We start from the raw sequence: 25,961 nt of genomic DNA on the forward strand, positions 1-25,961 counted from the left end.
CGCCAGCGTTCAATCTGAGCCATGATCAAACTCTTCAATTTAAAGTGTTTAATCGACCCATTGAATCAATGACTTAATAAAGCTTTGTTTGTTAAGCACCTCTTCAATCAGTCAGGTGGTGTCTAAGACACCTATTTCTCTGCACTGAATTCTCGGAAGTGCCCACACAGTTTGCTTGGCTTGGTAAATTGTTAAAGAACGTTCGCTCGTTTCGAGCAAGGCTGCGCATTATAGAGCCTTGGCGGTTTTAGTCAAGCTCTTTCGAGCTTCTTTTTTCTGACGTTTGACCGCTGCTTGGAGGGGCCTTGTTGCTCACCTCAAGCGTGGGGCGCATTTTAGAGATTTCAGCGCCTGCGTCAAGGGGAATTTAGACTTTTTTTAAGGTTTTTGAACTGACTGCTGGTTTTGTGAACGAAGCTGACAATAAACGACCAGAAATGTACAATTACGTAACAATTTGGACGGTTCCTTGTATCTTTCATTGTGTCTTCCATTGCTCATCTTCATGTGGACATTTGAAGCTTGGTCGTTACAATTCGCCCTTCTTGTCATTCAACGCATCGAATCAATGCACCGAGATTAGGAATCCTTCATGGCGTTAACCACTACATACCCCGAACACTATCAGCAACAGCTCATTGAGAAAGCAGAGCTGTTGACACAGATGCTGAGCCCTTTCAACCAGGCCGCTCTCGAGGTATTCCCGTCACCGCCTGAATACTATCGCATGCGTGCTGAGTTTCGAGTTTGGCATGATGGCGATGATTTGTACTACATTATGTTTGATAGCTCAACGCAACAGCGGATTCGCGTGGACCAGTTTCCAATCGCGAGTCAGCTCATCAATCAACTAATGCCGGCGTTGCTCGATTACATTCGGGAGCGCCCCACATTACGCTACCGCCTCTTTCAAGTCGATTTTTTATCCACCACAACGAATCAAGCCGTTGTATCATTGCTATACCATCGTTCACTGGAAGAGGATTGGCAACAAGAAGCAGAGCTCCTGCAAGAACACCTCAGTCAATTCGGTACTATCTATATAGTAGGGCGAGCACGTAAACAGAAACTGGCCGTCACCCAAGACTGGGTCATTGAAACTTTAAATATCCAGGGAACGCCCTATCACTTTCAACAAATTGAGAATAGCTTCACGCAACCCAATGCTGCGGTCAATCAACAGATGATTCAATGGGCTTTAGCAGCAACTCAAAACGCGACGGGGGATCTGCTTGAGCTCTATTGTGGCAACGGGAACTTCAGTTTGCCCCTAGCGCAAAACTTTAACTGCGTGCTTGCGACTGAAATTAGTAAACCCTCCGTTGCTTCCGCACAATTCAACTGCCAATTGAATAACATAGATAATGTCACTCTCGTGCGGATGTCTGCGGAAGACTTTAGTGCAGTCATGCAAGGTGAAAAACAGTCCCGCCGCTTACCACCAGAGGTTTATCAAAGTTTTCATTGCCAAACGGTGTTGGTGGATCCGCCACGAGCGGGGCTCGATGAGGCAACGTTGGAACTGGTGAGCCACTACCCAACCATCATGTATATCTCATGTAATCCAACCACGCTGGTTGAGAATTTATCCGAGCTAACGAAAACCCATGATGTTGTCAAAGCAGCACTCTTTGATCAGTTTCCCTATACCGCCCATATGGAAACGGGTGTGCTACTACAACGAAAGCAGTGAACTAAACAGACAAGCCGTCTGATAAACGAACCAGACGTAGGTTGAGCCAGTGGGCGGCAATAATTAACCCTGCGCCCACTAAGATAATAAGGGGTTCGCCCATGGCACCAAAAATATCTTTGTGCCAATAAATAACGCCGCCAGCAAATAACATGGTCAACGGATAAAAGCGAGCGTGTTTACGCATGCCGGCGAGCAATGCAATTAAGCCAACCACAATACTGGTGCTTAAGATAATACGTTCCAGCAGTGTCGCTCCAATAAATGACAAGCCGATCAGCGAGAGAACGGGTAATATCACCGGCAACAACAGACAATGCAACGCACATAAGGTCGTTACCCACATCCCTGTTTTATCTAATGATTGCTGCGTCATAAACTGATCTTCTCTTCGACATCGTACCTAAAGCGACTGTTACATTATAACATTACTTTGGTTAGGCGCAAGTCACATCGAAGGGTAAAATTTGACGAATCGCAGATTTTTTTGTTTGCAAAAGCAGCAGACGATCAACCCCCAGCGCCACCCCTGAACACTCAGGAAGTCCGGCCGCTAAGGCGTGTAATAAACGATGGTCGACGGGTTTTTGGGACTTCCCAAAGTGTGCACGTAGCTGATTATCTTGGGTAAATCGCTCACGCTGCACCTCGACATCGGTTAATTCCTGATAGCCATTCGCCAGTTCCACGCCCCCCACGTACACTTCAAAACGCAAAGCCACGCGAGGATCCTCAGGGTCAACTTGTGCTAAAGCTGCTTGACTGGTCGGAAAATGACTAATAATGGTGATTGCGGCGGGCGTCAATTGCGGCTCAATCACCAAGGCCAACGCCAGCTGTAAAAGCGTGTCTCGGTCCTGTTCCCGTTGCGCCAAATCCGCCACATGCGAATAATGACTCAAGCATGTTTGTAATTCTGCAACGCTCGCAGTGAGAGGGTTTATCGATAAGTAGTGTTGGAACACTTGTTGATACGTGAACTGATGAATCGGCCGCTCACCTAAGACGGTTTCTAGCAACGTCACGACTTCGGCAATCAGATCCGACATCTGAAACCCAACTCGATACCATTCCAGCATAGTGAACTCAGGATTGTGATGCCGCCCGACCTCATCATCACGGAATACTTTACTCAGTTGATAAATCGAAACTTGATATGCCGCCAACAGGCGTTTCATGGCGTATTCAGGAGAGGTTTGCAGATAAAACGTGTGCTCGGGATAACGGCTGATGTGGGTGACCAGATTTTCAAGATGCAAATCAGTGACGCCGTAACGGCTTAGGAGTGGGGTGTCTACTTCAAGGACATCGCGCGTTTCGAAAAACGCGCGAATCGTACGAAATAATGCAGCTCGCTGTTTGAGAGCAGCCAAACTTGCGCTGGGTTGCCACTGATCAGTGAGCTGCGTCATGTCTGAGTCCTTATTTTTGGACGCGCGACACGTACTCGCCAGAACGGGTATCGACTTTGACGATTTCGCCAATTTGTACGAATAAAGGAACGCGAACCACAGCGCCAGTGCTCAACGTGGCTGGCTTGCCACCGGTTCCTGCAGTATCCCCTTTCAAACCAGGGTCCGTATCCACCACTTCTAATTCCACGAAGTTTGGTGGCGTCACGGCAATCGGGCTGCCGTTCCATAAAGTTAAAGTACAAACATCTTGTTCAACTAACCATTTGGTCGCTTCACCCACGGCTTTTTCATCGGCCGCAAGCTGCTCAAATGTTTCGTTGTTCATGAAGTGCCAGAATTCGCCATCGTTATACAAATAAGCCAATTCCATATCGGCAACATCTGCGCCTTCCACAGACTCGCCTGATTTGAAGGTTTTCTCAACCACTTTACCGCTAATGAGTTTACGGATTTTGACACGGTTGAATGCTTGCCCTTTACCCGGCTTAACAACTTCGTTTTCGATGATGTTACAAGGCTCACCATCTTGCATGATCTTCAAACCAGCTTTAAATTCGTTGGTGCTGTAATTCGCCATACTTTCCTCATTAATAAGCATACGTGGAGCGATTTCGCGGGCAATAATAAACCATATTGCGATTATTTTCAGGTAAAATAATTAATACTCTGTCATAAACTTATTTGTCGTTGGTATCTAAATTGAATGTCACCTCGGTTCGCCCTCAATGGCAGCAAGAATTAGCGCAATCATTTACTGACCCTCAGCAACTTGCTCAGCACCTCAATTTGCCCTCGCAATGGGTCGAGCAGCATCAAGCAGCTCGAAGACTCTTTCCATTACGAGTAACGCGGCATTTTGCTAATTTAATGCAGCGCGGAAATACACAGGACCCCTTGCTGATGCAAGTCATGCCCCATGCCGATGAGTTTATCGAGCGTGATGGGTTCATCGCGGACCCATTAGCGGAGCTCAACGCGGGGCAATACGGAGTGCTCCACAAATATAAATCACGTGTGTTGGTGATTCTACGAGGCGGCTGTGCGATTAACTGCCGCTACTGTTTCCGCCGCCACTTCCCCTACGCTGACCACCATTTTGGTCCTGCAGAATTAGAGCAGTTAATCGAGCTCATTCAAAATGATGCCAATATTAATGAGGTGATTTTAAGTGGGGGTGACCCGCTGATGGCTACGGATAAGCAGTTGGACCAGTTACTCACTCGACTCGAACAATTGCCACAACTCAAACGGATTCGTATCCATTCACGATTACCGGTGGTGTTACCGAGCCGACTGACGCAAGAATTAGCGCACCGGTTGGCAGCAAGCCCATTGCAAGCAATTCTCGTGTTGCATATTAACCACCCACAGGAAATATCGCCGGCTCTAAAACAAGGGCTCGCACTTTGGGCTGATGCTGGCATCACGCTATTAAATCAAAGTGTTCTGCTGGCACAAATTAATGCTGATGCAGACGTTTTAACAGAACTCTGCGAAGCGCTCTTTGCTGCGCGAGTTTTGCCTTATTATCTGCACCAGCTCGATCAAGTGGCAGGAGCCAGTCACTTTGCTGTGAGTGACGAGGTTGCACGTGCGCTGTTACACCAATTGCAAGTCAATTTACCCGGCTTTTTGGTGCCTAAATTAGTCCGCGAAATTGCCGGTGAACCGAGTAAAACACCGCTTTAGTTGCTGCTGTTGGTAAAGCTGGAGTTGAACCAATCTTTCAGCAGTTCCTTTTCTAAATACAAGGAGTCACGGCCGGTTGCTAACAGACTCCGAGTATTTCGAATCGGGCTGACTTTGCGCAAGACCAGGTTCTCTTCAGCTTTAATAACCTCATCCGTTGCCGTCAAATATTGATAACTAATCACCAGTTTGGGAGATGAAATATCATCTAGAACCCGATAATAATCCACATTCGCCGCCCCATAAGTGGGCTCAATTCGTCCTGCTAAATCCACATCCTCAAAGGTCACAATCAACTTGTGCTCCTTTGGCAAGGTTGCCGCAAGCTCCTGCAAATACTCAGTTAACTCACCTTTTGTTCGAGTCGCAAAAGGCTCTTTCGGCTGGTTAGCCGACTCAAAATCCGTGTATTCGTCCGTATCTTGCCATTGCACCTCAACTTGTGCAGGAAATGCGTTGGCGGCACTCATGCCAGCCAAAACCAATCCAATACTCAATGCCAATTGTGTGATTGTTTTCATAATCGCCTCCTCATTCGTGCGGCTTGATCATCACATACTATTATATGACCTTTGCTAATAAAGACGCACAGCGGCACCGATTTGTGACACACCACACCGACTTCGCTGCCCTTGTTGCTAAGATGCTGAAGTCAGCGCCACGGTTCCGACATGTGCTGAAGCCTATGATATGTTGAGTGATTTAATCAACCATATGGCTCCATAATCCAGCCCGTGCAAGCAAACAAAAAGGGAGATGCCGAAGCACCTCCCTTTTTTAATGTCTACATTGCTGTCGACCAGTGGGCTTACATCATGCCCATGCCACCCATGCCGCCCATGTCTGGCATTGCTGGTTCGTCTTTCGGCAGTTCTGCAATCATGGCTTCAGTGGTGATCATCAAAGATGCAACTGATGCCGCGAATTGCAATGCTGAACGAGTAACTTTGGTTGGATCCAAGATACCCATTTCAAGCATGTCGCCGTACACGTCTTGACCTGCGTTGTAACCGTAGTTGCCTTCACCGTTTTTCACGTTGTTTGCAACCACTGACGCTTCTGCGCCCGCGTTATTGGCAATTTGACGTAAAGGAGATTCCATCGCACGCAAGGCTAGCTTAATACCAACGTTTTGATCTTCGTTATCACCACGTAAATCAGCTAACTTGCTCGCCGCTCGGATGAGGGCAACACCACCACCAGGGACTACCCCTTCTTCAACGGCAGCACGCGTTGCATGCAATGCGTCTTCCACACGAGCTTTCTTCTCTTTCATTTCAACTTCAGTTGCTGCACCAACTTTGATGACCGCAACACCGCCAGCTAGTTTAGCCAAGCGCTCTTGCAGCTTCTCACGGTCGTAATCTGAAGAGGTTTCTTCAATTTGCTGGCGAATCTGAGTGACGCGGCCTTCAATCGCAGCTTGGTCGCCACTACCGTCAACAATGGTGGTGTTGTCTTTGTTAATCACCACACGCTTGGCAGTACCGAGGTCGCTCAAGTCTGCTTTCTCAAGCTCCATGCCAATTTCTTCAGAAATCACATTACCGCCAGTCAACACGGCGATATCTTGCAACATTGCCTTACGACGGTCACCAAAGCCAGGGGCTTTCACCGCTGCAACTTTCACGATACCACGCATGTTGTTGACAACTAAGGTTGCCAAAGCTTCGCCTTCCACATCTTCGGCAATGATCAACAATGGTTTGCCTGACTTCGCAACGCCTTCTAATACCGGTAACAACTCACGAATATTAGATACTTTCTTGTCGACCAATAAGATGAACGGGCTATCTAATTCAACGGTGCCGTTTTCTTGGTTGTTGATGAAGTAAGGTGACAAGTAGCCACGATCAAACTGCATCCCTTCAACCACTTCTAACTCATCTTGCAATGCTTGGCCTTCTTCAACGGTGATAACACCTTCTTGACCAACTTTTTCCATTGCTTGAGCAATCAACTCACCAATGGTGCTGTCTGAGTTTGCTGAAATCGTTCCAACTTGTGCAATTGCTTTTGAGTTATTGCACGGTTGTGACAAGTTTTTCAGTTCTTCAACCGCAGCTGCAACTGCTTTGTCGATACCACGCTTCACGTCCATTGGGTTCATGCCCGCAGCAACCGCTTTCAAGCCTTCATTCACAATCGCTTGCGCTAACACGGTCGCAGTGGTGGTACCGTCACCTGCTTCATCATTCGCTTTGGACGCAACTTCTTTTACCATTTGTGCGCCCATGTTCTCGAACTTATCTTCTAGCTCGATTTCCTTCGCAACAGAAACACCATCTTTCGTGATTAACGGGGCACCGAAAGATTTGTCTAAAATCACGTTACGGCCTTTTGGACCTAAGGTGACTTTCACTGCATCAGCAAGAATGTTGACACCTTTCAACATGCGCTGACGCGCGTTGTTACCAAACTTAACTTCTTTAGCTGCCATAATTCATTTCCCTCTTAAGCTTCGATAATCGCTAAAATGTCTGACTCAGACATAATTAGGTATTCTTCACCATCGATTTTCTGTGTTTTCACACCGTAGCTTTCATTGAAAAGAACGATGTCACCTACTTTCACATCCAGAGCCTTCACATCGCCGTTATCCAAGATACGGCCGTTACCGACTGCAACAACTTCACCACGTGTTGATTTTTCTGCTGCTGATCCAGTCAGTACAATTCCGCCCGCAGACTTTGCTTCTGCTTCTGAGCGTTTGATGATCACACGATCATGTAAAGGACGAAGTTTCATCGTTGATAACTCCTTAACCTACAGTTTAGGGTTGATAACAAGACCTCAGAACCATTCTGAGGTCGTTAAAAATGTCTTGTGCCCTTGTTATGGGGGGTAAAAAATTGATATCAAGGTTTTCTGATAATTTTTTTTGAATTTCGTATACTGAATCCAAACCACAACTTAGGATAGGGCCTAGGTATGACGACCGAATTCCGTTTAGTAATCTGTAGTTGTCCGAGTAAACCCGTCGCCACCGCCTTGGCGGAGAAAGTTTTAAGAGCACGTTATGCTGCTTGCGTAAACATTAGTGCACCTTCCACATCCATGTATTGGTGGAATGACCACCTGCACGCCGACGACGAAGTATTGCTGCAAATCAAGACCACCGCAGATCAACTTGAAGCCTTATTTCAATTGCTTCAAACTGAGCATCCGTATGATGTTCCAGAAATTATTGCACTCAACATTAGCTCAGGCTCAGACGCCTATCTCAACTGGATAAAACAGGTTACCCAATCATGATGTTCACCTGGTTTCGCTGGCTACTAGTATTTGGAGTTGCAAGCTTCATCGCAACCGGCTCCGCACAATCTCAGTTCCAACTAAAAGTGGATGACCCTTTCGCTCAACAAACTCAGTTTCTGCCCGTTGACGAAGCGTTCCAGTTTGACTTTCGTCAGCAAGGCGAACAACTGCGCTTGCAATGGCGAATTGCCGACGGTTATTACATGTATCAGCATCGGTTTATGGTGCAATCTCCGGTGCAGCTCAGCGCAACACCGGAACTCCCCGAGGGGGAACCTCATGTAGACGAATTCTTTGGTGAAACCATTGTTTACCGTCAACAGGTGGAGTTGACCTACGCCCTTGCCCATGCCGCACCCAACCAAGAGTTTGTTATCTCCTATCAAGGTTGTGCAGATGCCGGGCTTTGTTACCCTCCCACTGAAAAAACCATTTACTTAACCGGTGTTCAAGGAGATGGGCGCCCGGTGATTGATTTTCAACAAGTCACTGAAAATTCCCAGCAGGTCAACCAGTCGAGTTTTGTCGAAACCATTACTGAACAGCCGCTCTGGTTGGTACTCATTTTGTTTGTGGTCTTTGGGATAGGGCTCGCATTTACCCCATGCGTGTTGCCAATGTATCCAATTATCTCAGCCATTATTATGGGGCAAAGCAATGCCGCCGCGGCGACCAGTCAGCCGCTCACTACCCGGCGGGCATTCACCCTGAGTTTGGCTTATGTACAAGGCATGGCTATCACCTATTCGTTATTGGGCGTCGTGGTTGCCTTAGCGGGATTACGCTACCAAGCCATGCTTCAACACCCTGCTATTTTGGTGGCCTTAGCCATTATTTTTGTGCTGCTATCGCTCAGTATGTTTGGGTTATACACCATTCAGCTACCGCAACGATGGCAAAATTATCTCAACCAAATGAGCCAGGGCCAGCGTGGTGGAGCGCATTCGAGTGTCTTTTTGATGGGCGCTATTTCGGGCTTAATTGCGTCGCCATGTACCACAGCACCGCTCTCTGGCGTGCTCTTGTTTATTGCCCAATCCGGTGATTTAACCGTCGGAGCAGCAGTACTTTATGCATTAAGTATCGGCATGGGGCTACCACTGCTGGTATTCGGTGTGACCGGGGGCAAGCTGCTTCCCAAAGCCGGCGCCTGGATGAACACCATCAAACGTATTTTTGGCGTGGTACTGTTAGGAGTCGCTATCGTCCTCGTCGAACGGTTGCTACCCTATGTGGTTGCCGATTGGTTGTGGATTGCCTTCGTAGTGGGCAGTGCGCTTTACCTGATTGGTACCGATTGGCGCGAGTTACCCCGCAAAACTGCCATCCGTTTCGCGACTCTTTGGGCTATTTTGGGCAGCGTCTTAGTCTACAGTTGGTGGCCTCAACCCCATCACCAATTGCCTTTTATCCAAGTGCATTCAGTGGCTGAAATTGAAGCCCAAATGACGCAAGCTGCATCCCAACAACAACTGGTGATGCTCGATTTGTACGCCGATTGGTGTGTGGCTTGTAAAGAATTTGAACGCGATACCTTTAGTGCAGAGGTGGTGGTAGCAGCCACCGACAATGTGATTTTGTTGCAAGCTGATGTCACGGACAATACGCCTGCGAACCATGATATTTTGGCGGAATACCAAGTCATGGGCCTACCTTCTATATTATTTTTTAAAGATAACAAAGAAGTAGAGCGTTCACGGGTGACTGGGTTTATGGCAGCCGACCCCTTTGCGCAACACATCGAGGCGTTAAAAGAACGTTGAATCTTGCAGCGATTAGCGGTGATAAGACCAGTATTTTGCTGCGTAATTTCATTTTTTCTCTATAATGCCGAAATATTTGTTGAACTAGAGGTCGAAAATGACCTCTAATATCAATATTGATAGTTCGCAGCAGATCGCAGCATTATGACCGCAAGTAATGAGAGAAAAAATAAAGTCCTTGTCCTGAATGGGCCCAACCTAAATTTATTAGGAACACGGGAGCCAGAAATTTATGGCACTACCACTCTGACACAGGTTGAACAGCGGCTTCATCAATGCGCTGAAGAACTTGGATTGCAGCTTGAATGTCGCCAATCAAATGCTGAGCATCAGCTCATTGATGACATCCACGCGGCCCAACAGATTGGGGTTGATTACATTGTGATCAATCCAGGCGCGTTCGCACACACAAGCATTGCATTACGTGATGCCCTCGCTGGCGTCGCAATACCATTTATAGAAGTTCATCTTTCCAATATTCATGCTCGCGAACCATTTCGCCAGCATTCGTACTTAGCAGATATTGCCGTTGGAGTTATTTGTGGCTTGGGTGTTCAAGGTTATGAATTAGCATTACACGCAGCCGCACGTCAGCTCACGGGGCAATAACGGACATCAAACATTGGGGTTAACAACCATCATGGATATTCGCAAAATTAAGAAGTTGATCGAACTGGTAGAAGAATCAGGCATCGCTGAATTAGAAATTACTGAAGGTGAAGAGTCAGTTCGTATTCACCGCGGTGGCCAGTTTAGTGCGCCAGTACATTATCAGTTACCACCTCAGCCAGCGGCAGCAGCTCCAGCACCTGCTGCACCAGCTGCGGCTGCAGAGCAACCAGCGGCTCCTGAGTTATCCGGCCACGTGGTTCGCTCACCTATGGTTGGTACGTTCTACGCAGCACCAGCACCAGGTGCGAAAGACTTCGTAACCGTTGGCCAACAGGTCAAAACTGGCGAGACGTTATGTATCGTCGAAGCAATGAAAATGATGAACCACATCGAATCAGATAAAAGCGGTGTCATCAAACAAATTCTTGTGGAAAACGGTGAGCCGGTTGAGTTTGATCAACCACTTTTCATCATCGAATAACACATATCGACACAGGACATCGTCATGTTAGATAAGGTAGTCATTGCCAACCGAGGCGAAATTGCATTGCGCATTTTACGCGCATGTAAAGAACTCGGCATTAAAACGGTTGCCGTTCATTCAACCGTTGATCGTAATTTGAAGCACGTGCTGCTCGCCGATGAATCCATCTGTATCGGTAACGCGCCAGCAACTGAAAGTTACTTAAATATTCCCCGTATTATTAGTGCCGCAGAAATTACTGATGCGACCGCCATTCATCCGGGATACGGCTTTTTAGCTGAAAACGCTGATTTCGCTGAGCAAGTGGAGAAGTCAGGCTTCGTTTTTGTCGGCCCAACCGCCGATGTGATTCGCTTAATGGGTGACAAAGTGTCCGCCATCGAAGTGATGAAAAAAGCTGGCGTTCCTTGTGTTCCTGGTTCCGGTGGTCCACTGGGCGAAGATGACGAAGAAAACCTCAAGATTGCCCAGCGCATCGGGTATCCGGTTATCGTTAAAGCAGCGGGTGGTGGCGGTGGTCGCGGCATGCGCGTCGTCCGTAAAGAAGAAGAATTATTACGTGCTATTAGCACCACCAAAACCGAAGCTGGGGCCGCTTTCGGCAACTCCATGGTCTACATGGAGAAATTCCTCGAGAACCCACGCCACATCGAAATCCAGATTTTAGCGGATGGCCAAGGCCACGCCGTTTATCTAGGTGAGCGTGACTGTTCTATGCAGCGCCGTCACCAAAAAGTGGTTGAAGAAGCGCCAGCACCGGGAATTACCCCAGAAATGCGCCAATTTATTGGTGAGCGCTGCGTGAAAGCCTGTCTTGAGATTGGTTACCGCGGAGCAGGTACCTTTGAATTCTTGTATGAAAACGGTGAGTTCTATTTCATTGAAATGAACACCCGAATTCAAGTCGAGCACCCAGTGACCGAAATGATCACGGGCATTGACTTGATCAAAGAGCAACTGCGTATTGCGGCCGGTCGTCCGCTCTCTATTTCACAAGAAGACATCACCATTACTGGCCATGCCATTGAATGTCGGATTAATGCGGAAGATCCAACCACGTTTATTCCTTCACCAGGCATGATCACCCGTTTCCACTCACCAGGTGGGATGGGCGTTCGGTGGGATTCGCACGTTTATGCGGACTATAAAGTTCCACCGAACTACGATTCAATGATCGGGAAACTCATCACTTATGGGGAAACCCGTGAGGTTGCCATTATGCGGATGCGTAATGCGTTGAGCGAACTGATCATTGAAGGCATTAAAACCAACGTGCCGTTGCAAAAAGACATCATGACTGATGAACACTTCCAACAAGGTGGGACCAATATCCACTACCTTGAGAAGAAACTTGGAATTGGTGGTCATTCGTCCTAATGCCTTGGATTCAATTAACGGTATCAGCACCTGAACGGCATGCGCCCCACGTGGGCGACATGCTGCAAGGAAATGGCGCCATGGCTGTTACCTACCGTGATGCGCAAGATAATCCAATTTTCGAACCACCGATTGGGGAACTGGTCTACTGGCAAGAAACCCTGGTCACTGGGCTATTTCCGGCAGAAACTGACTTAGCTCCGATCATTGCCAACTTGGCAAAATCTAGCTACTTCAAAGACGGCTTTCACTACAAAACCGATCAGCTTGAGGATAAAGATTGGGAACGTGAGTGGATGGATAGTTTCCACCCAATTCAGTTTGGCAATCGCCTTTGGGTGTGCCCTAGCTGGCGTGAAATTCCTGACCCAAATGCCGTGAATATTATGCTGGACCCCGGCATGGCGTTTGGCACGGGCACGCACCCAACCACCGCGCTCTGCTTGGGCTGGTTGGACGGGCAGCAGTTGGAAGGCAAAACCGTCGTCGACTTTGGCTGTGGGTCGGGTATTTTGGCCATTGGTGCATTATTACTCGGTGCGAGCCGTGCAGTTGGTATCGATATTGACCAGCAAGCTTTACTCGCCAGTAAAGATAATGCGGCCCGTAATGGCGTGGCGGAGCAATTGGAAGTGTATCTGCCGAGCAATCAACCGAGCCTGCAAGCCGATGTGGTCGTTGCTAATATTTTAGCTGGCCCATTGCAGGAGCTGGCAGCGGTGATTACCGATTATGTTGCACCTCATGGTGAGTTAGTCATGTCGGGAATTCTGGAACGACAAATCGATGCGGTGCAAAATGCCTATGCCGATCACTTTGAATTTAGCCCAGCTGAAATCAAAGAAGGCTGGGTGATGTTGCACGCAAAACGCAAACAGTGAGTTTCCTGCGATTTGTCAAGAGCAAAAAATACAAAAAAGGCGGCTTTTGTACAAATTACAGCCTTTCATTTAGCCGCCAAATTCCCTAAAATTTCCCTCCTTTGAGTTGCACAGTTTTTAACCGATGCGGATCGGCACATTTCAACTAACGAACCCAGTTATTCTTGCCCCTATGGCAGGGGTCACAGATCAACCCTTCCGACGGCTATGCCATGAGTTGGGGGCTGGACTGACGGTGTCTGAAATGTTGTCGAGCAATCCGTTGGTCTGGGATACTAAAAAGTCGCGTGACCGAATGGATTACACCGACGAACAAGGTATCCGTGCTGTGCAAATTGCAGGGTCAGAACCTGAGTTGATGGCGGCAGCAGCCCAGTTTCAAGTTGAACTAGGCGCACAGATTGTTGATATCAACATGGGGTGTCCTGCAAAAAAGGTAAACAAAAAATTAGCGGGCTCCGCACTACTGCAATACCCCGACTTGGTCAGTGAAATTATTTCTGCCGTGGTCGCGGCGGTAGACGTGCCAGTGACGCTAAAAATACGAACGGGTTGGGAGCCTGAACATCGCAATGGCGTTGAAATAGCCCGATTGGCTGAACAATTAGGCATTCAATCCTTAGCCGTTCACGGTCGCACCCGGGCCTGTATGTACAAAGGTCACGCGGAATATGACACAATAAAGGCCATCAAAGCCGCTGTCACTATTCCGGTGATCGCCAACGGGGATATCACCTCCCCCCAAAAGGCTAAACAGGTCCTTGAGTATACTGGTGCCGATGCCATTATGATTGGCCGCGGTGCCCAAGGGAATCCGTGGTTGTTTCGCGAAGTTGCGCACTATTTAGCAACCGGCGAACAGCTACCACCCCCCACCCTTGATGAAGTCCGCCAAATGGTGTTACGACACGTGCGCGAACTCCATCACTATTACGGTGAGTTCGGGGGCGTTCGGATTGCCCGAAAACACGTGGGCTGGTATTTAAATCAGCACCTGCCCACTTCTGATTTTCGTCGGGTGTTTGTCAGTATCGAAAGTGCTGATGAGCAGATTCAAGCCCTGACGGAGTTTTTTGCAACAGTAAACTAGAAGAGATAGAGCGCACCTATGTTTGATCAAAACGCTAATCGTGATCCGATTTCTCCATTTACAACAATCGGTAACAACGCCCAGCCAAAGCCGTTACGTGATTCTGTAAAGCAAGCCTTAAATTCATTTTTGAAGCAATTAGATGGTCACGACCCAGAAGAACTTTACGAACTGGTTCTTGCTGAGGTGGAAGCGCCTTTATTAGAAGAAGTTATGACCTATACTCGTGGTAACCAAACCCGTGCGGCGACCATGTTAGGCATTAACCGCGGCACACTACGCAAGAAACTGAAAAAGTATGGTATGAACTAATCTACCAACGGAAAAAGAGCGCCTTGTGTGCTCTTTTTTTCTTTGATGAATTCAGAAAGGTAACGCAAATCATGCAACATCGTCCTATTCAACGCGCTCTCTTAAGTGTTTCAGATAAAACTGGTATCGTCGCCTTTGCGCAAGCGCTCGTTCAACGAGGCGTCACAATTTTATCCACCGGTGGTACGGCGAAACTATTACGAGATAACCAAATTCCTGTCACCGATGTGTCGGAGCATACGGGGCAACCTGAAATTATGGATGGTCGGGTGAAAACCCTGCACCCTAAAATTCATGGCGGAATTTTAGGGCGTCGCGATCAAGACCAAGCGGTCATGGCAGAACAAGACATTGCTCCAATCGACTTGGTTGCCGTGAATCTGTATCCCTTCGCGAACACCGTAGCAGACCCCAACTGCACCCATGAACAAGCCGTCGAGAACATCGATATTGGTGGCCCAACCATGGTCCGTGCAGCAGCGAAAAACCATCGCGATGTTGCCATTGTGGTGAATGCGGACGATTACCAACGCGTTATTACTGAAATGGATGCGCACCAGAACAGCCTGACCTTTGAAACGCGCTTTGATCTCGCGGTGAAGGCGTTTGAGCATACCGCCCAATACGACGGCATGATTGCCAATTACTTTGGGGCGCGCCTGCCACAACAGCAAAGTCAGTTCCCGCGAACCTTTAATGCTCAATTCACGAAGCAGCAAGATTTACGTTATGGCGAAAACAGCCACCAGCAAGCAGCATTTTATGTTGAATCAACACCTCGTGAAGCGTCGATTGCAACGGCCGTACAGTTGCAAGGCAAAGAGCTCTCCTACAACAACATCGCGGACACTGATGCTGCGCTAGAGTGTGTGAAATCATTTGCGGAGCCGGCTTGTGTGATTGTGAAGCATGCGAACCCCTGTGGTGTTGCTATTGCAGCAGATGCCCTGAGCGCGTACGAACGTGCATTTACCACCGACCCAACTTCAGCCTTTGGCGGCATCATTGCGTTTAACCGTGAATTGGATGAAGCAACCGCAACCGCCATTATTGAGCGCCAATTTGTCGAGGTTATCATTGCCCCAACGGTCAGTGCAGCGGCTCGTGACGTGGTTGCTACGAAGCCTAACGTGCGCTTATTAGAGTGTGGACAATGGCCAGCCGAGCGTTCCCCAAGTTGGGACTATAAACGCGTCAATGGCGGCCTGCTGGTGCAAGATAGTGATTTAGGTGAAATCACGGCGGCTGACTTGCAAGTGGTGACGAAAAAGCAACCGACCGAAGCACAGCTGAAAGATTTGCTGTTCTGCTGGAAAGTTGCCAAGTTTGTGAAATCCAATGCGATCGTTTATGCACGCGATGGCATGACCATCGGTGTTGGCGCAGGACAAATGAGTCGTGTTTATAGCGCTAAAATTGCGGGCATCAAAGCCGCTGATGAAAACTTATCTGTGCCAGGCTCGGTTATGGCTTCTGATGCATTCTTCCCGTTCCGCGATGGCATTGATGCTGCCGCAGCCGCAGGAATCTCTGCTATTATCCAACCGGGTGGCTCTATTCGTGACGATGAAGTGATTGCAGCAGCCGACGAGCATGGCATTGCCATGGTCTTTACTGGCATGCGCCACTTCCGCCACTAATGACATAAGGAAGCAAGTGACCATGAATATATTGATTATTGGAGGTGGCGGTCGCGAGCATGCACTCGCATGGAAAGCTGCCCAGTGTGCCGGTGTTAACCAGGTTTATGTTGCCCCTGGGAATGCCGGGACGGCCGCTGAGAACGGCATCGAGAACGTTGCAATTGCCGCAGATGATATTGCCGGGCTATTAGCCTTTGCGAAGTCTCATGACATTGCCTTGACGATTGTCGGCCCCGAAGCACCGCTAGTCTTGGGAGTGGTGGATCGCTTCCAAGCGGCAGGGCTAACTATTTTTGGTCCAACGCAAGGGGCTGCTCAATTAGAAGGCTCCAAAGCGTTTAGTAAAGACTTTCTAGCGCGCCATCACATTCCTACAGCCGCCTATGCGACTTTTACTGACGTGGAAGCTGCTAAGGATTATGTTCGTCAGCACGGTGCTCCCATTGTGATTAAAGCCGATGGTCTGGCAGCAGGCAAAGGCGTTATCATTGCTCAATCGCAGCAAGAAGCCTTTGCGGCAATTGACGACATGCTGGCCGGCAATCGCTTTGGGGATGCAGGAAGTCGGGTTGTCATTGAAGAGTTCTTGGTGGGTGAAGAAGCCAGCTTTATTGTCATGGTCGATGGTAAAACGGCACTCCCCTTTGCTTCCAGCCAAGATCATAAAGCCCGCGACAACGGTGACCAAGGCCCGAATACTGGTGGCATGGGAGCTTATTCTCCCGCTCCAATCGTAACCCCAGAAATCCATGACTGGGTGATGACCCATGTTATTGAGCCAACAGTGGCTGGTATGGCCGCTGAAGGTCACCCGTACACGGGCTTCCTCTACGCAGGGCTCATGATCACCCCTGATGGCACCGCCAAAGTTCTGGAGTTTAATTGCCGATTTGGTGATCCTGAAACCCAACCCATTATGCTGCGATTAAATTCAGATTTGGTGCAGTTATGTCTTGCCGCTTGTGCGGGACAACTGGCTGGCCAAGAAATAGCGTTCGACCCGCGTGCCACGGTTGGTGTCGTGATGGCAGCGGGGGGGTATCCCGATGATTACGCCAAAGGCGATCCGATTACAGGCATTGAGCAGGCGGAGTTAACGGGTGCGAAGGTTTTCCAAGCGGGCACTCAGTTGAATGAACAGGGTGAATTGGTCACTGCTGGGGGGCGTGTGCTTTGTGTTACAGCCATCGGTGAGACGGTCACACAAGCGCAACAACGCGCCTATGCAGCGGTAGCCAAGATTCACTGGCGCGATGTTTACTATCGTACCGATATTGCTTACCGAGCCATCGCTCGTAAAGCCTAATTGTAAGAAAAGATAATTGCCCCGACGCCGCAAGCGCGAGTCGGGGCAAGTGTTGATTCGATTAATCTTCTACAACGATATCGTCGTCATCCACACCCGACATTTCAAAGGCTTCGTCGGTATAGCGGCTACGACCGTACATACTGCCAACTTTCGGTCGATTGATTCGTGCTTGGTATTTCGACCACGCTTTCTCAATCGGAGTTTCTGCTGCTTTTTCACCACGAGCAACCGCTAACAAAGATTGCTCTTCTGCTGATTCGGGCTCAATTTCACCACTCATCAATGCTGTGATTAAGCTGCCATGCTTACCTAGGAGTTCGCTTTCGCGAATTGAAAAGTCACCTGAACGGGCAAAACCGTACGGGTAATTTTTAAAGTCATTAAATGGCTTTTTGATGAGTTGTTCACGGTTTACAGTCGCCATTGTGTGTCTTTCCTCCAGACCTACAACCTACAGGTAAAAGATAACGCCTCTTGCGTCAGTGACGATATAGAGGCGAATGGCGATAAAGTCAATATTTTTATTGATTTTCACTGAAAATTAACCGTTCTAGCTGGTCTTGACGCGTAATCCCCAATCATCCCAGGCTTCCCGTGCCAGCTGCTCACGAAACTCAGGTGCAGCGATCTGAATTAAGGCGTCCGCACGTTCAGTCAAACTTTTCGCGCGTAGATTAGCGACCCCAAACTCTGTTACCACATAATGGACGTGAGCACGTGTCGTGACCACCCCTGCTCCTGGATTCAACATGCTAGAAATACGCGAGACTTTTCCGCCGCAGGCCGTTGCTGGAAGAGCAATCACGGAACGCCCGCCTTCTGACAAGCTTGCACCACGCACAAAGTCCATTTGTCCGCCCACGCCAGAATAAATCTTGGTTCCCATCGAGTCCGCACAAACCTGACCGCTCAAGTCGATCTGTAACGCACTGTTAATGGCCATAACTTGTTTATTCTGGCGAATCACCGCGGTGTCGTTGGTGTACTCCACATCAAGGAAAGCCACCAGCGGGTTATCATGAACAAAATCGTAAAGTTTCTGACTGCCCATGGCGAAGGTGGTGACTATTTTGCCGCGATGTTTACGTTTGCGAGAATTGTTAATCACGCCCCGCTCCACCAGAGGCAATACACCGTCAGAGAACATCTCGGTATGAATGCCGAGGTCTTTATGATTGCCTAAGCAGCGCAAGGTGGCATCAGGAATTGCGCCGATGCCCATTTGCAGACAATCACCATCATTGATGAGTCCCGCGACTAACTCACCGATCCGAGAGGTCACCGCCGACTGTTCCGGTTGTTGATGGATCGGAAGTGGCGCTTCATGCACAAAGTAGCGGTCAATTTGATTTAACGAAATAAAGGAGTCACCGTGAGTGCGTGGCATGTTGGGGTTTACCCAGGCAATCACTTTACGGGCAACTTGCAGCGCCGCACGAGTGGCCTCGACCGAAATACCTAAGCTACAATAACCATGAGCATCAGGGGGTGACACTTGAATTAAAACGGCATCTAACGGCTGGTCACCGGAGCGAAATAATTTCGGAATTTCTGAAAGAAACATAGGGACATAATCTGCTAAGCCGTCATTAACAGCACCACGCGTCGATTTCCCCACGAAAAATGCACGCTGCCGCAAGTGCCCCTTTAACTCAGGTTGGCTCAGGATCTCACTTTGCTCAGTGTGTAACTGTAAGAGGGTCAGGTTTTGGCGTGATAAGGCCACTTCCGCCAGCCCCTCAAGGAGCTTATAGGGGGTTGCTGCCATCGATTGGCACCAGATGACATCATTGTCTTCCAAAATTTGGAGCGCTTCATGTGCATTTTGAACGAGCATAGTGAGTCCTTTTCAGATACAGTTTCAACAATATCAAGATGAGGTTAAACAAGGCTATGAAAATATTCGTAATGCTCGGCGCAATCAATATGGCGTTGGGGGTAGTTTTAGGAGCATTTGGGGCGCATGGATTAAAACAATTTGCCTCCCCCGAACAAATTACGGTGTTTCAAACGGGCGTTCAGTACCAAATTTACCATGCACTCGGATTGCTATTAGTGGCAGTGCTGCTCAAACAATTTCCGCAAGCTCATGGGTTACGAACCGGGGGCTGGATTATGCTGGCTGGAATTATTTTATTTTCAGGCAGCCTTTATTTACTTGGGCTGACCGGTAATAAAATCTTTGGACCCGTTACTCCCGTAGGCGGCGTGTGTTTTATTGTTGCTTGGATTTGGACATTCTGGGCGGTGTTGAAAGAAATTTAATAGGACCGGTTGAGGAGTTTTGGAGCGGGAAACGAGACTCGAACTCGCGACCCCAACCTTGGCAAGGTTGTGCTCTACCAACTGAGCTATTCCCGCTTATCCTCGAAGTGAGCCGATTATTCTAACGACTCCCCCCGCAAAGTCAATACACCCAATGGGGGAGCCTTGCTTACCCCTCTTGCCTGCAAGCATAAAAAAAGCCCGAAAGATGAAAGTCTTTCGGGCTTTTCAGAATTTGGAGCGAGAAACGAGATTCGAACTCGCGACCCCAACCTTGGCAAGGTTGTGCTCTACCAGCTGAGCTATTCTCGCATGTGTTAACGAGGCCGTATTTTACTGATCCTCCGCGTCTCGTCAAGCGCTTTTTTCACCTAATCGGTGCGTTCGTTCGCTATTTAATCGGTTCGCATAAAAATCATGCATCATTGAGCGCAAAGGGCTCTTTAAATAAGTGTTTACGATAGTAACGCAGTTCCTCAATGGACTCACGAATATCAGCAAGAGCGGTGTGGGCACCTTGTTTCACTAACCCACTCGCAACTTCCGGCGCCCAATATTTGGCCAATTGTTTCAGAGTACTGACGTCTAAATTTCGGTAATGAAAATAGGCTTCCAAAGTCGGCATATGTTTCGCTAAAAAACGACGGTCTTGGCAAATCGTATTCCCACACATCGGGGAACTGCCTGGCGTGACCCATTGTTGTAAAAACTCAATGGTTGCGGCACTGGCTTGGGCGTCATCATAAGGACTTGCCTTGACCCGTTCTATTAACCCTGACCCAGTATGAGTTCGCACGTTCCAATCATCCATTCGATCTAACCATGCTTGCGGTTGATGAACTGCTAGCACAGGCCCTTCCGCCAAAATATTTAAGTCGTAATCGGTGACGATGGTCGCCACTTCAATAATATGGTTGGTTTCCGGGCACAATCCGGTCATTTCTAAATCGATCCAAATCAGTCGATCGGCACTCGCTGTCATTGATTTTTACCCTATATGGACACAATTAATTTCAGGCACTTCATATCATGATCATGTATGATTCTGCATAGTATGAACTGGAATGAAATTGATGGCAAAACAACGACGTTTAAACAAAGGACAATTACGCCGGATAAAATCCAATCAGGAACGGCGCCTTCAACAGGTTCAGCACGATGCGGACATCACTGATGACACCGCATTGGAAGCAGCTGAGCTCGGCGTTGTGGTTAGTCGTTTCGGGCAACAAGCCATTATTTGTACCGTGCAAGAGCCCGCGCTGCGCTGCCATATTCGTCGCACTGTCGACTCCTTAGTGTGCGGTGATAATGTAATTTGGCGTCGTTTTAAACAGCGCAATGATGACATTGCAGGCGTCATCGAAGCAGTGCAACCGCGCCAAACGCTATTAAGCCGTCCTGATTATTACGATGGGTTGAAACCCGTTGCTGCTAACGTGGATCAAATCCTGGTGGTCAGCAGTGTATTGCCTGCCTTTTCCAGCCAAATTATCGACCGTTACTTGGTGGCGTGTGAGGACATCGGCGTCACCCCAGTAATCATTCTGAACAAAGCCGATTTGTTACAACAATTACCGCCGGATGAGCAGCAAGAAATCACTGCTGCCCTCGCGGTCTACCGAGACATTGGTTACCGCGTTGAAATGGTCAGTGCGCTTGAGCCAGAATCCGTTGAATCGATCCGTCAATTGCTTGATCAGCATTGTTCCATCGTGGTGGGCCAATCAGGCGTGGGCAAATCGTCGCTCGTCAATGCGTTAATGCCACATATTCAAGCTGAGGTTGGGGATGTCTCCGATAACTCAGGGTTGGGTCAACATACCACCACAGTAGCAACACGCTATCAGGTTCCCACGGGTGGGGTGTTAATTGACTCACCGGGCATTCGCGAGTTCGCCCTCTGGCATTTAGAACCCGAACGAGTGGCCTGGTGCTTTATCGACTTTCGTCCCTACCTAGGCCAGTGTAAATTTCGTGATTGTAAACACCAAGATGACCCTGAATGTGCATTAAAAGAAGCCTGTGCAGCAGGTGACCTGCATGCCACTCGCTTGTACAATTACCACAGAATCATTGAATCGATGGCCTTAAAACCATCCCGTGCAACGACAAGAGGAAAAAAAACGTGAACTGGAATCGCGTGAAAGTACAACTGCAGCATGTTATGCCAAAACATGCCATTTCTCGGGCCATGGGTAAATTTGCCGCGGCAGAAGCGGGCTGGTTCACCCAGGTATTTATTCGCTGGTTTATTCGACAGTACAAAATCGATATGAGCGAAGCGATTCTGGAGCAACCCAGCGACTATAAAACCTTTAACGAGTTCTTCACTCGTTATCTAAAGCCTGAGCTGCGTCCATTGCTTGCCAATGAACCACACCTTTTCGCTCATCCAGTTGATGGGGCAATTAGCCAATTGGGCGATATCGATGATGATCGTATCTTCCAAGCCAAAGGGCACGACTATAGCTTGTTGGAGTTGCTAGGGGGCGATACAGAGGCCGCCGAGCAATTTCATGATGGCGAGTTTGCGACAATCTACCTAGCACCAAAAGATTATCACCGCATTCATATGCCGTGTGATGGCGTCTTGCGCAAAATGATCTACGTGCCTGGTGATCTCTACTCAGTCAACCCACTCACGGTGGCTCATGTGCCTAATTTGTTTGCACGGAATGAGCGTGTCATTGCAATTTTTGACGGTGAATTTGGCCCCTTTGCGATGATTCTGGTCGGCGCGACTATCGTGGCAAGCATCGGCACCGTTTGGTCAGGAACCGTGACGCCTCCGAAAGGTACAGATGTTCATACCTGGCACTATCCAGCATCCGGTGATCAAGCAATTCGGTTAAAGAAAGGGGAAGAAATGGGCCACTTCAAACTTGGTTCAACAGTTATCCTGTTGTTCCCTGATGATGTGATTGATTTCGATGATGATTTAGAACCTGGCAGTGTCACCCGAATGGGTGAAATTCTTGGTGAAAGAGACGACTAAGTACAACTCGAATCCTTGGTATTTAAGAAGGCTTCATGAGTCACCTCATGAAGCCTTTTTTATCCGGGTTAATCGGCTTTGTGGTAAGGATACTGAACTTCCAGTTCCTCTAGCTCTTTCGCAATCGTTTCTGGCGATGTGGTGTTTCTCGCCAACAACGAATACAGCGAAGGAATCACGAAAATAGTCAAGAATGACGAGAGTGCGACCCCGGCGAAAATCACCACCCCAATCACCACCCGGCTTTCAGCTCCTGGGCCCGTGCCAAAGATCAGTGGTAACGCACTTGCCAAGGTGGTTACTGCCGTCATGACGATTGGCCGCAACCGTTGTTGTGAAGCTTGCACCAGCGCATCGTCAAACTTCATGCCGGCATCGCGTAGTTGGTTCGCGAACTCAACAATCAAGATACCGTTTTTGGCCGCTAAGCCAATCAACATGATAATCCCAATTTGGCTATAGATGTTGATGGTCATATCCGCCAGATACAAACCAATAATGGCACCTAAAATAGCCAGTGGCACAATCAGCATGATCACGAATGGATGCACAAAGCTCTCAAACTGTGCCGCTAACACCAAGTAGGCAACCAGCAGCGCCAGCACAAAAACAAAGATGACCGAGCTGCCACTTTCTTTGTACAGCTGCGACTCGCCTTTATAGTCAATGGTGACATCATCCGGCAATTCAGTTCGGACAATTTCCTCAAGATAAGCTAACGCTTCACCCAACGAATAGCCTTCAGCTAAGTTCGCTTCAATGGTGATACTTCGCATCCGGTTGTATCGCTTTAACGAGCCTGCTGTCGCCTTTTCCTCAATGGTCACTAAGTTTGATAATGGAATCAGCTGACCTGAGGTAGTCGAACGTACATAAATGTTATCAATGGCCGTTGGGCTACGATAATCTGAGCGTTCCCCTTCTAAGATAACGTCATACTCTTCACCCCGATCAATGTAGGTGGTGGCACGACGTTGTCCAAGCATGGTTTCAAGCGTACGACCAATATCCCCCACCGACACGCCAAGGTCTGACGCGCGCTCTTGATTAATGCGGATTAACAGCTGAGGTAAGGTCGCCTTATAATCACTGTCTAAATCAAGCAAGTAAGGGTTGGTACTGGCTTTCTCGATAAGCACATCGCGGTAAGCAGCAAGTTGCTCATAGGTATTTCCTTGCAAGACAAACTGCACCGGGCGCCCGTTGCCTCCGCTAATACCACTGCGCATAAAGGCAAAGGCTCGAACCCCAGTGAGATCATTCAGTTTTTCAGAAACTTCATCCATCAACTCGAAAGTTGACCAGTCTCTATCTTCAAATGGAATCGCGCCCACGGTTGCGACCCCAGTCGAATCACCCCAACCTGGCGAACGAATAATCAGACGATCAATTTTGCCTGCATCCAAATATGGCATGAGGATACGCTCAACTTCACGCATGTGAGCTGAGTTCGATTCGAAACTTGCGCCTTCTTCCCCACGAACCAAGACAAAGAATGTGCCTCGGTCTTCTGGCGGAACAAACTCTTCTTCCACGAACTGCATGATGCCGTACGCTAAGAGTGCTGAAAAAACAATCAGCAAGGCAGACATCCAGGGATATGCTAGCGTTCGTTTCAGGGCTCGGACGTAACCTGATTCAATTCGAGAAAACGTCCGGTCAACAAATTGAGCAAATTTATTGGAGCGTTCCTTGCGTTGTAAAATCTTAGAGCCGAGCATGGGCGATAGCGTCAGTGCCGTTAAACACGAGAATACGACCGCAGCTGCAATAGCAAGCGCGAACTCGGTAAATAACTGGCCAATATTTCCTTCCAAGAAGGCTAATGGCACGAACACTGATATCAACACTGCGGTGGTTGCCAATACCGCAAACCCAACCTCACGCGTGCCTCGATAGGCTGCCAATAATGGGGGTTCACCCGACTCAATTCGGCGGTAGATGTTCTCTAACACAATAATCGAGTCATCCACCACCAAGCCGATGGCCAACACCAACGCTAGCAGGGTTAACAGGTTAATCGAGAATCCCATCGCAAATAGCGCTATATAAGACGCAATCACCGCTACCGGCACCGTCACGGCTGGAATAAGCGTGGCACGGAAGTTCCCGAGGAACATATAGATGACCACAATCACCAGAGTCATTGCGATAATCAGGGTCTTATACACCTCATCGATCGATCCCTTAATGAAAATTGAGGAATCATAGCTAGGAACGATAAACATCGATTCCGGCAGCGTTTGCATGATGGTGTCGATTTCGGTGCGAACGTTTTCAACCACTTCTAAGGTATTTGCTTTGGACTGTTTGACAATCCCAATACCGATCATGTTCACACCGTTGCCACGGAAGTCTGTTTTATCGTTTTCCGAGCCCATTTCGATGCGAGCGACTTCGGCTAAGCGCACTAGCTGACCATTGTCACCGCGCTTGATACTTAACCGCTCAAAGTGTTCTGGCGTTAAATAGGTTCGTGCCACCCGTACGGTAAATTCACGGTCAATGGATTCCACTTCACCCGCCGGGAGCTCGACGTTTTCGGAACGCAGACGGTTCTCAATATCACTCACAGTAATATTCCGCGCGGCCATGGCATCCCGGTCCAGCCAAATCCGCATGGCATACCGCCGTTCACCTCCCAACACCACGCGTGCCACGCCATCAACCACAGAGAGTCGTTCGGCAATGTAGCGATCGGCATAGTCGGTGAGTTCTAATACCGACATGGTCTCACTGCGTAAGTTGTACCAAACAATCGTACTCTCGTCCGAGTTCGCTTTAGAAACTTCTGGCGGGTCTACTTGCTCAGGTAAGTTATCCAGCACTCGGGAAACACGGTCACGAACGTCGTTTGCCGCCGCATCGATATCGCGGGACAATTCAAATTCGATGCTGATACGTGAACGACCGTTACGGCTGTTTGATGAGATATTTTTAATCCCTTCAATCCCGCTAATACGGTCTTCAATGACTTGGGTTATTTGAGTTTCTACGATATCCGCAGACGCCCCAGTATAGGTGGTATCAATTGATACGACAGGCGGATCGATGTCTGGGTATTCGCGCAGTGGCAGCATCGAAAACGCCACCACGCCGAACACGATCAATAGGATATTAACAACCGACGCAAAAACTGGGCGTTTGACTGACAAATCAGAGAGTAACATTG

25 protein-coding genes and 2 tRNA genes are annotated in these 25,961 nt (G+C 48.5%); 15 read left to right on the forward strand and 12 right to left on the reverse strand.

Annotated elements, in window-relative coordinates:
• The first annotated feature begins 592 nt into the window (after positions 1-592).
• A complete protein-coding gene (trmA, locus tag BLP64_RS09330; protein ID WP_092593793.1) occupies positions 593-1,693 on the forward strand; it encodes a tRNA (uridine(54)-C5)-methyltransferase TrmA in 1,101 nt (366 codons plus the stop codon).
• Between the two features lies 1 nt (position 1,694).
• Here the strand turns inward: trmA and BLP64_RS09335 are convergent, their stop codons facing one another.
• The 3 genes from BLP64_RS09335 to efp form a co-directional block, all read right to left on the reverse strand.
• On the reverse strand, positions 1,695-2,069 hold the full coding sequence (locus tag BLP64_RS09335; RefSeq protein ID WP_092593794.1) for a MerC domain-containing protein: 375 nt from the start codon (positions 2,067-2,069) through the stop codon (positions 1,695-1,697).
• A 61-nt stretch (positions 2,070-2,130) separates the two neighbouring features.
• Positions 2,131-3,105, reverse strand: coding sequence for an elongation factor P--(R)-beta-lysine ligase (gene epmA / locus BLP64_RS09340; protein WP_092593795.1), 975 nt, complete (start codon positions 3,103-3,105; stop codon positions 2,131-2,133).
• Positions 3,106-3,115: 10 nt separating this feature from the next.
• Complete coding sequence (efp, locus tag BLP64_RS09345; RefSeq protein WP_092593796.1) at positions 3,116-3,685, reverse strand: elongation factor P; 570 nt, start codon at positions 3,683-3,685, stop codon at positions 3,116-3,118.
• Positions 3,686-3,807: 122 nt separating this feature from the next.
• Here efp and epmB point away from each other — a divergent pair, with 122 nt between their 5' ends.
• Positions 3,808-4,797 (forward strand): EF-P beta-lysylation protein EpmB, encoded by a 990-nt coding sequence (gene epmB / locus BLP64_RS09350; RefSeq protein ID WP_233340145.1) that lies wholly within the window; start codon positions 3,808-3,810, stop codon positions 4,795-4,797.
• On the opposite strand, the gene BLP64_RS09355 is transcribed toward epmB, so the two are convergent.
• From BLP64_RS09355 to BLP64_RS09365, 3 genes are all read right to left on the reverse strand, one after another.
• Positions 4,794-5,318 carry a DUF3016 domain-containing protein gene (locus BLP64_RS09355; protein ID WP_092593798.1) on the reverse strand — a complete coding sequence of 175 codons (525 nt, stop codon included), beginning with the start codon at positions 5,316-5,318 and terminating at the stop codon, positions 4,794-4,796. The genes epmB and BLP64_RS09355 overlap by 4 nt on opposite strands.
• A gap of 287 nt (positions 5,319-5,605) precedes the next feature.
• The gene (groL, locus tag BLP64_RS09360) at positions 5,606-7,237 is read right to left on the reverse strand and encodes a chaperonin GroEL (RefSeq protein WP_092593799.1); all 1,632 of its coding nucleotides are present in this window, start codon (positions 7,235-7,237) and stop codon (positions 5,606-5,608) included.
• A 14-nt stretch (positions 7,238-7,251) separates the two neighbouring features.
• Entirely contained in the window at positions 7,252-7,545 is a 294-nt protein-coding gene (locus BLP64_RS09365) for a co-chaperone GroES (protein ID WP_092593800.1), read from the reverse strand.
• A gap of 183 nt (positions 7,546-7,728) precedes the next feature.
• Here BLP64_RS09365 and cutA point away from each other — a divergent pair, with 183 nt between their 5' ends.
• From cutA to purD, 10 genes are all read left to right on the forward strand, one after another.
• Positions 7,729-8,052, forward strand: coding sequence for a divalent-cation tolerance protein CutA (cutA, locus tag BLP64_RS09370; RefSeq protein ID WP_092593801.1), 324 nt, complete (start codon positions 7,729-7,731; stop codon positions 8,050-8,052).
• Positions 8,049-9,818: a protein-disulfide reductase DsbD gene (locus BLP64_RS09375; RefSeq protein ID WP_092593802.1), complete on the forward strand. Its 1,770-nt coding sequence runs from the start codon at positions 8,049-8,051 to the stop codon at positions 9,816-9,818. The genes cutA and BLP64_RS09375 overlap by 4 nt, the downstream gene beginning before the upstream one ends.
• 144 nt (positions 9,819-9,962) lie before the next feature.
• The gene (gene aroQ / locus BLP64_RS09380) at positions 9,963-10,427 is read left to right on the forward strand and encodes a type II 3-dehydroquinate dehydratase (RefSeq protein ID WP_092593803.1); all 465 of its coding nucleotides are present in this window, start codon (positions 9,963-9,965) and stop codon (positions 10,425-10,427) included.
• Positions 10,428-10,458: 31 nt separating this feature from the next.
• Complete coding sequence (accB, locus tag BLP64_RS09385; protein WP_092593804.1) at positions 10,459-10,911, forward strand: acetyl-CoA carboxylase biotin carboxyl carrier protein; 453 nt, start codon at positions 10,459-10,461, stop codon at positions 10,909-10,911.
• A 24-nt stretch (positions 10,912-10,935) separates the two neighbouring features.
• Complete coding sequence (gene accC, locus BLP64_RS09390; protein ID WP_092593805.1) at positions 10,936-12,291, forward strand: acetyl-CoA carboxylase biotin carboxylase subunit; 1,356 nt, start codon at positions 10,936-10,938, stop codon at positions 12,289-12,291.
• Positions 12,291-13,172, forward strand: coding sequence for a 50S ribosomal protein L11 methyltransferase (gene prmA / locus BLP64_RS09395; protein ID WP_092593806.1), 882 nt, complete (start codon positions 12,291-12,293; stop codon positions 13,170-13,172). The genes accC and prmA overlap by 1 nt, the downstream gene beginning before the upstream one ends.
• A gap of 124 nt (positions 13,173-13,296) precedes the next feature.
• Positions 13,297-14,262 carry a tRNA dihydrouridine synthase DusB gene (gene dusB / locus BLP64_RS09400; protein ID WP_092593807.1) on the forward strand — a complete coding sequence of 322 codons (966 nt, stop codon included), beginning with the start codon at positions 13,297-13,299 and terminating at the stop codon, positions 14,260-14,262.
• Between the two features lie 18 nt (positions 14,263-14,280).
• The gene (fis, locus tag BLP64_RS09405) at positions 14,281-14,574 is read left to right on the forward strand and encodes a DNA-binding transcriptional regulator Fis (protein ID WP_092593808.1); all 294 of its coding nucleotides are present in this window, start codon (positions 14,281-14,283) and stop codon (positions 14,572-14,574) included.
• Positions 14,575-14,642: 68 nt separating this feature from the next.
• Positions 14,643-16,214, forward strand: a complete 1,572-nt coding sequence (gene purH, locus BLP64_RS09410) for a bifunctional phosphoribosylaminoimidazolecarboxamide formyltransferase/IMP cyclohydrolase (RefSeq protein ID WP_092593835.1) — start codon at positions 14,643-14,645, stop codon at positions 16,212-16,214.
• A gap of 22 nt (positions 16,215-16,236) precedes the next feature.
• Entirely contained in the window at positions 16,237-17,523 is a 1,287-nt protein-coding gene (gene purD / locus BLP64_RS09415) for a phosphoribosylamine--glycine ligase (protein ID WP_092593809.1), read from the forward strand.
• A 61-nt stretch (positions 17,524-17,584) separates the two neighbouring features.
• Here purD and maoP read toward each other — a convergent pair whose 3' ends face one another.
• On the reverse strand, positions 17,585-17,950 hold the full coding sequence (gene maoP / locus BLP64_RS09420; RefSeq protein WP_092593810.1) for a MaoP family protein: 366 nt from the start codon (positions 17,948-17,950) through the stop codon (positions 17,585-17,587).
• 126 nt (positions 17,951-18,076) lie between these two features.
• A complete protein-coding gene (locus BLP64_RS09425; RefSeq protein ID WP_092593811.1) occupies positions 18,077-19,363 on the reverse strand; it encodes an acetyl-CoA hydrolase/transferase family protein in 1,287 nt (428 codons plus the stop codon).
• 56 nt (positions 19,364-19,419) lie between these two features.
• Between BLP64_RS09425 and BLP64_RS09430 the strand changes: the two genes are divergently transcribed.
• Positions 19,420-19,791 (forward strand): DUF423 domain-containing protein, encoded by a 372-nt coding sequence (locus BLP64_RS09430; RefSeq protein WP_092593812.1) that lies wholly within the window; start codon positions 19,420-19,422, stop codon positions 19,789-19,791.
• Between the two features lie 20 nt (positions 19,792-19,811).
• On the opposite strand, the gene BLP64_RS09435 is transcribed toward BLP64_RS09430, so the two are convergent.
• From BLP64_RS09435 to orn, 3 genes are all read right to left on the reverse strand, one after another.
• Positions 19,812-19,887: transfer RNA gene (locus BLP64_RS09435), tRNA-Gly, on the reverse strand.
• A gap of 140 nt (positions 19,888-20,027) precedes the next feature.
• Positions 20,028-20,103 (reverse strand) — tRNA-Gly (locus tag BLP64_RS09440).
• Positions 20,104-20,206: 103 nt separating this feature from the next.
• Positions 20,207-20,773, reverse strand: coding sequence for an oligoribonuclease (gene orn, locus BLP64_RS09445; protein ID WP_092593813.1), 567 nt, complete (start codon positions 20,771-20,773; stop codon positions 20,207-20,209).
• A 91-nt stretch (positions 20,774-20,864) separates the two neighbouring features.
• Between orn and rsgA the strand changes: the two genes are divergently transcribed.
• On the forward strand, positions 20,865-21,923 hold the full coding sequence (rsgA, locus tag BLP64_RS09450) for a small ribosomal subunit biogenesis GTPase RsgA (protein WP_092593836.1): 1,059 nt from the start codon (positions 20,865-20,867) through the stop codon (positions 21,921-21,923).
• Positions 21,924-21,958: 35 nt separating this feature from the next.
• Positions 21,959-22,789: an archaetidylserine decarboxylase gene (gene asd / locus BLP64_RS09455; RefSeq protein ID WP_233340148.1), complete on the forward strand. Its 831-nt coding sequence runs from the start codon at positions 21,959-21,961 to the stop codon at positions 22,787-22,789.
• Positions 22,790-22,857: 68 nt separating this feature from the next.
• Here the strand turns inward: asd and BLP64_RS09460 are convergent, their stop codons facing one another.
• A complete protein-coding gene (locus tag BLP64_RS09460) occupies positions 22,858-25,959 on the reverse strand; it encodes an efflux RND transporter permease subunit (RefSeq protein ID WP_092593814.1) in 3,102 nt (1,033 codons plus the stop codon).
• Positions 25,960-25,961: the final 2 nt, after the last annotated feature.

This window comes from Pseudidiomarina indica (assembly GCF_900104245.1).
GTDB lineage: Bacteria > Pseudomonadota > Gammaproteobacteria > Enterobacterales > Alteromonadaceae > Pseudidiomarina > Pseudidiomarina indica.

Bases quoted from the DNA above. Each gene is read 5' to 3' on its own strand.
- trmA (WP_092593793.1), top strand. From the start codon at position 593: ATGGCGTTAACCACTACATACCCCGAACACTATCAGCAACAGCTCATT.
- BLP64_RS09335 (WP_092593794.1), bottom strand. From the start codon at position 2,069: ATGACGCAGCAATCATTAGATAAAACAGGGATGTGGGTAACGACCTTA.
- epmA (WP_092593795.1), bottom strand. From the start codon at position 3,105: ATGACGCAGCTCACTGATCAGTGGCAACCCAGCGCAAGTTTGGCTGCT.
- efp (WP_092593796.1), bottom strand. From the start codon at position 3,685: ATGGCGAATTACAGCACCAACGAATTTAAAGCTGGTTTGAAGATCATG.
- BLP64_RS09355 (WP_092593798.1), bottom strand. From the start codon at position 5,318: ATGAAAACAATCACACAATTGGCATTGAGTATTGGATTGGTTTTGGCT.
- groL (WP_092593799.1), bottom strand. From the start codon at position 7,237: ATGGCAGCTAAAGAAGTTAAGTTTGGTAACAACGCGCGTCAGCGCATG.
- BLP64_RS09365 (WP_092593800.1), bottom strand. From the start codon at position 7,545: ATGAAACTTCGTCCTTTACATGATCGTGTGATCATCAAACGCTCAGAA.
- cutA (WP_092593801.1), top strand. From the start codon at position 7,729: ATGACGACCGAATTCCGTTTAGTAATCTGTAGTTGTCCGAGTAAACCC.
- BLP64_RS09375 (WP_092593802.1), top strand. From the start codon at position 8,049: ATGATGTTCACCTGGTTTCGCTGGCTACTAGTATTTGGAGTTGCAAGC.
- aroQ (WP_092593803.1), top strand. From the start codon at position 9,963: ATGACCGCAAGTAATGAGAGAAAAAATAAAGTCCTTGTCCTGAATGGG.
- accB (WP_092593804.1), top strand. From the start codon at position 10,459: ATGGATATTCGCAAAATTAAGAAGTTGATCGAACTGGTAGAAGAATCA.
- accC (WP_092593805.1), top strand. From the start codon at position 10,936: ATGTTAGATAAGGTAGTCATTGCCAACCGAGGCGAAATTGCATTGCGC.
- prmA (WP_092593806.1), top strand. From the start codon at position 12,291: ATGCCTTGGATTCAATTAACGGTATCAGCACCTGAACGGCATGCGCCC.
- dusB (WP_092593807.1), top strand. From the start codon at position 13,297: ATGCGGATCGGCACATTTCAACTAACGAACCCAGTTATTCTTGCCCCT.
- fis (WP_092593808.1), top strand. From the start codon at position 14,281: ATGTTTGATCAAAACGCTAATCGTGATCCGATTTCTCCATTTACAACA.
- purD (WP_092593809.1), top strand. From the start codon at position 16,237: ATGAATATATTGATTATTGGAGGTGGCGGTCGCGAGCATGCACTCGCA.
- maoP (WP_092593810.1), bottom strand. From the start codon at position 17,950: ATGGCGACTGTAAACCGTGAACAACTCATCAAAAAGCCATTTAATGAC.
- BLP64_RS09425 (WP_092593811.1), bottom strand. From the start codon at position 19,363: ATGCTCGTTCAAAATGCACATGAAGCGCTCCAAATTTTGGAAGACAAT.
- BLP64_RS09430 (WP_092593812.1), top strand. From the start codon at position 19,420: ATGAAAATATTCGTAATGCTCGGCGCAATCAATATGGCGTTGGGGGTA.
- orn (WP_092593813.1), bottom strand. From the start codon at position 20,773: ATGACAGCGAGTGCCGATCGACTGATTTGGATCGATTTAGAAATGACC.
- rsgA (WP_092593836.1), top strand. From the start codon at position 20,865: ATGGCAAAACAACGACGTTTAAACAAAGGACAATTACGCCGGATAAAA.
- asd (WP_233340148.1), top strand. From the start codon at position 21,959: ATGCCAAAACATGCCATTTCTCGGGCCATGGGTAAATTTGCCGCGGCA.
- BLP64_RS09460 (WP_092593814.1), bottom strand. From the start codon at position 25,959: ATGTTACTCTCTGATTTGTCAGTCAAACGCCCAGTTTTTGCGTCGGTT.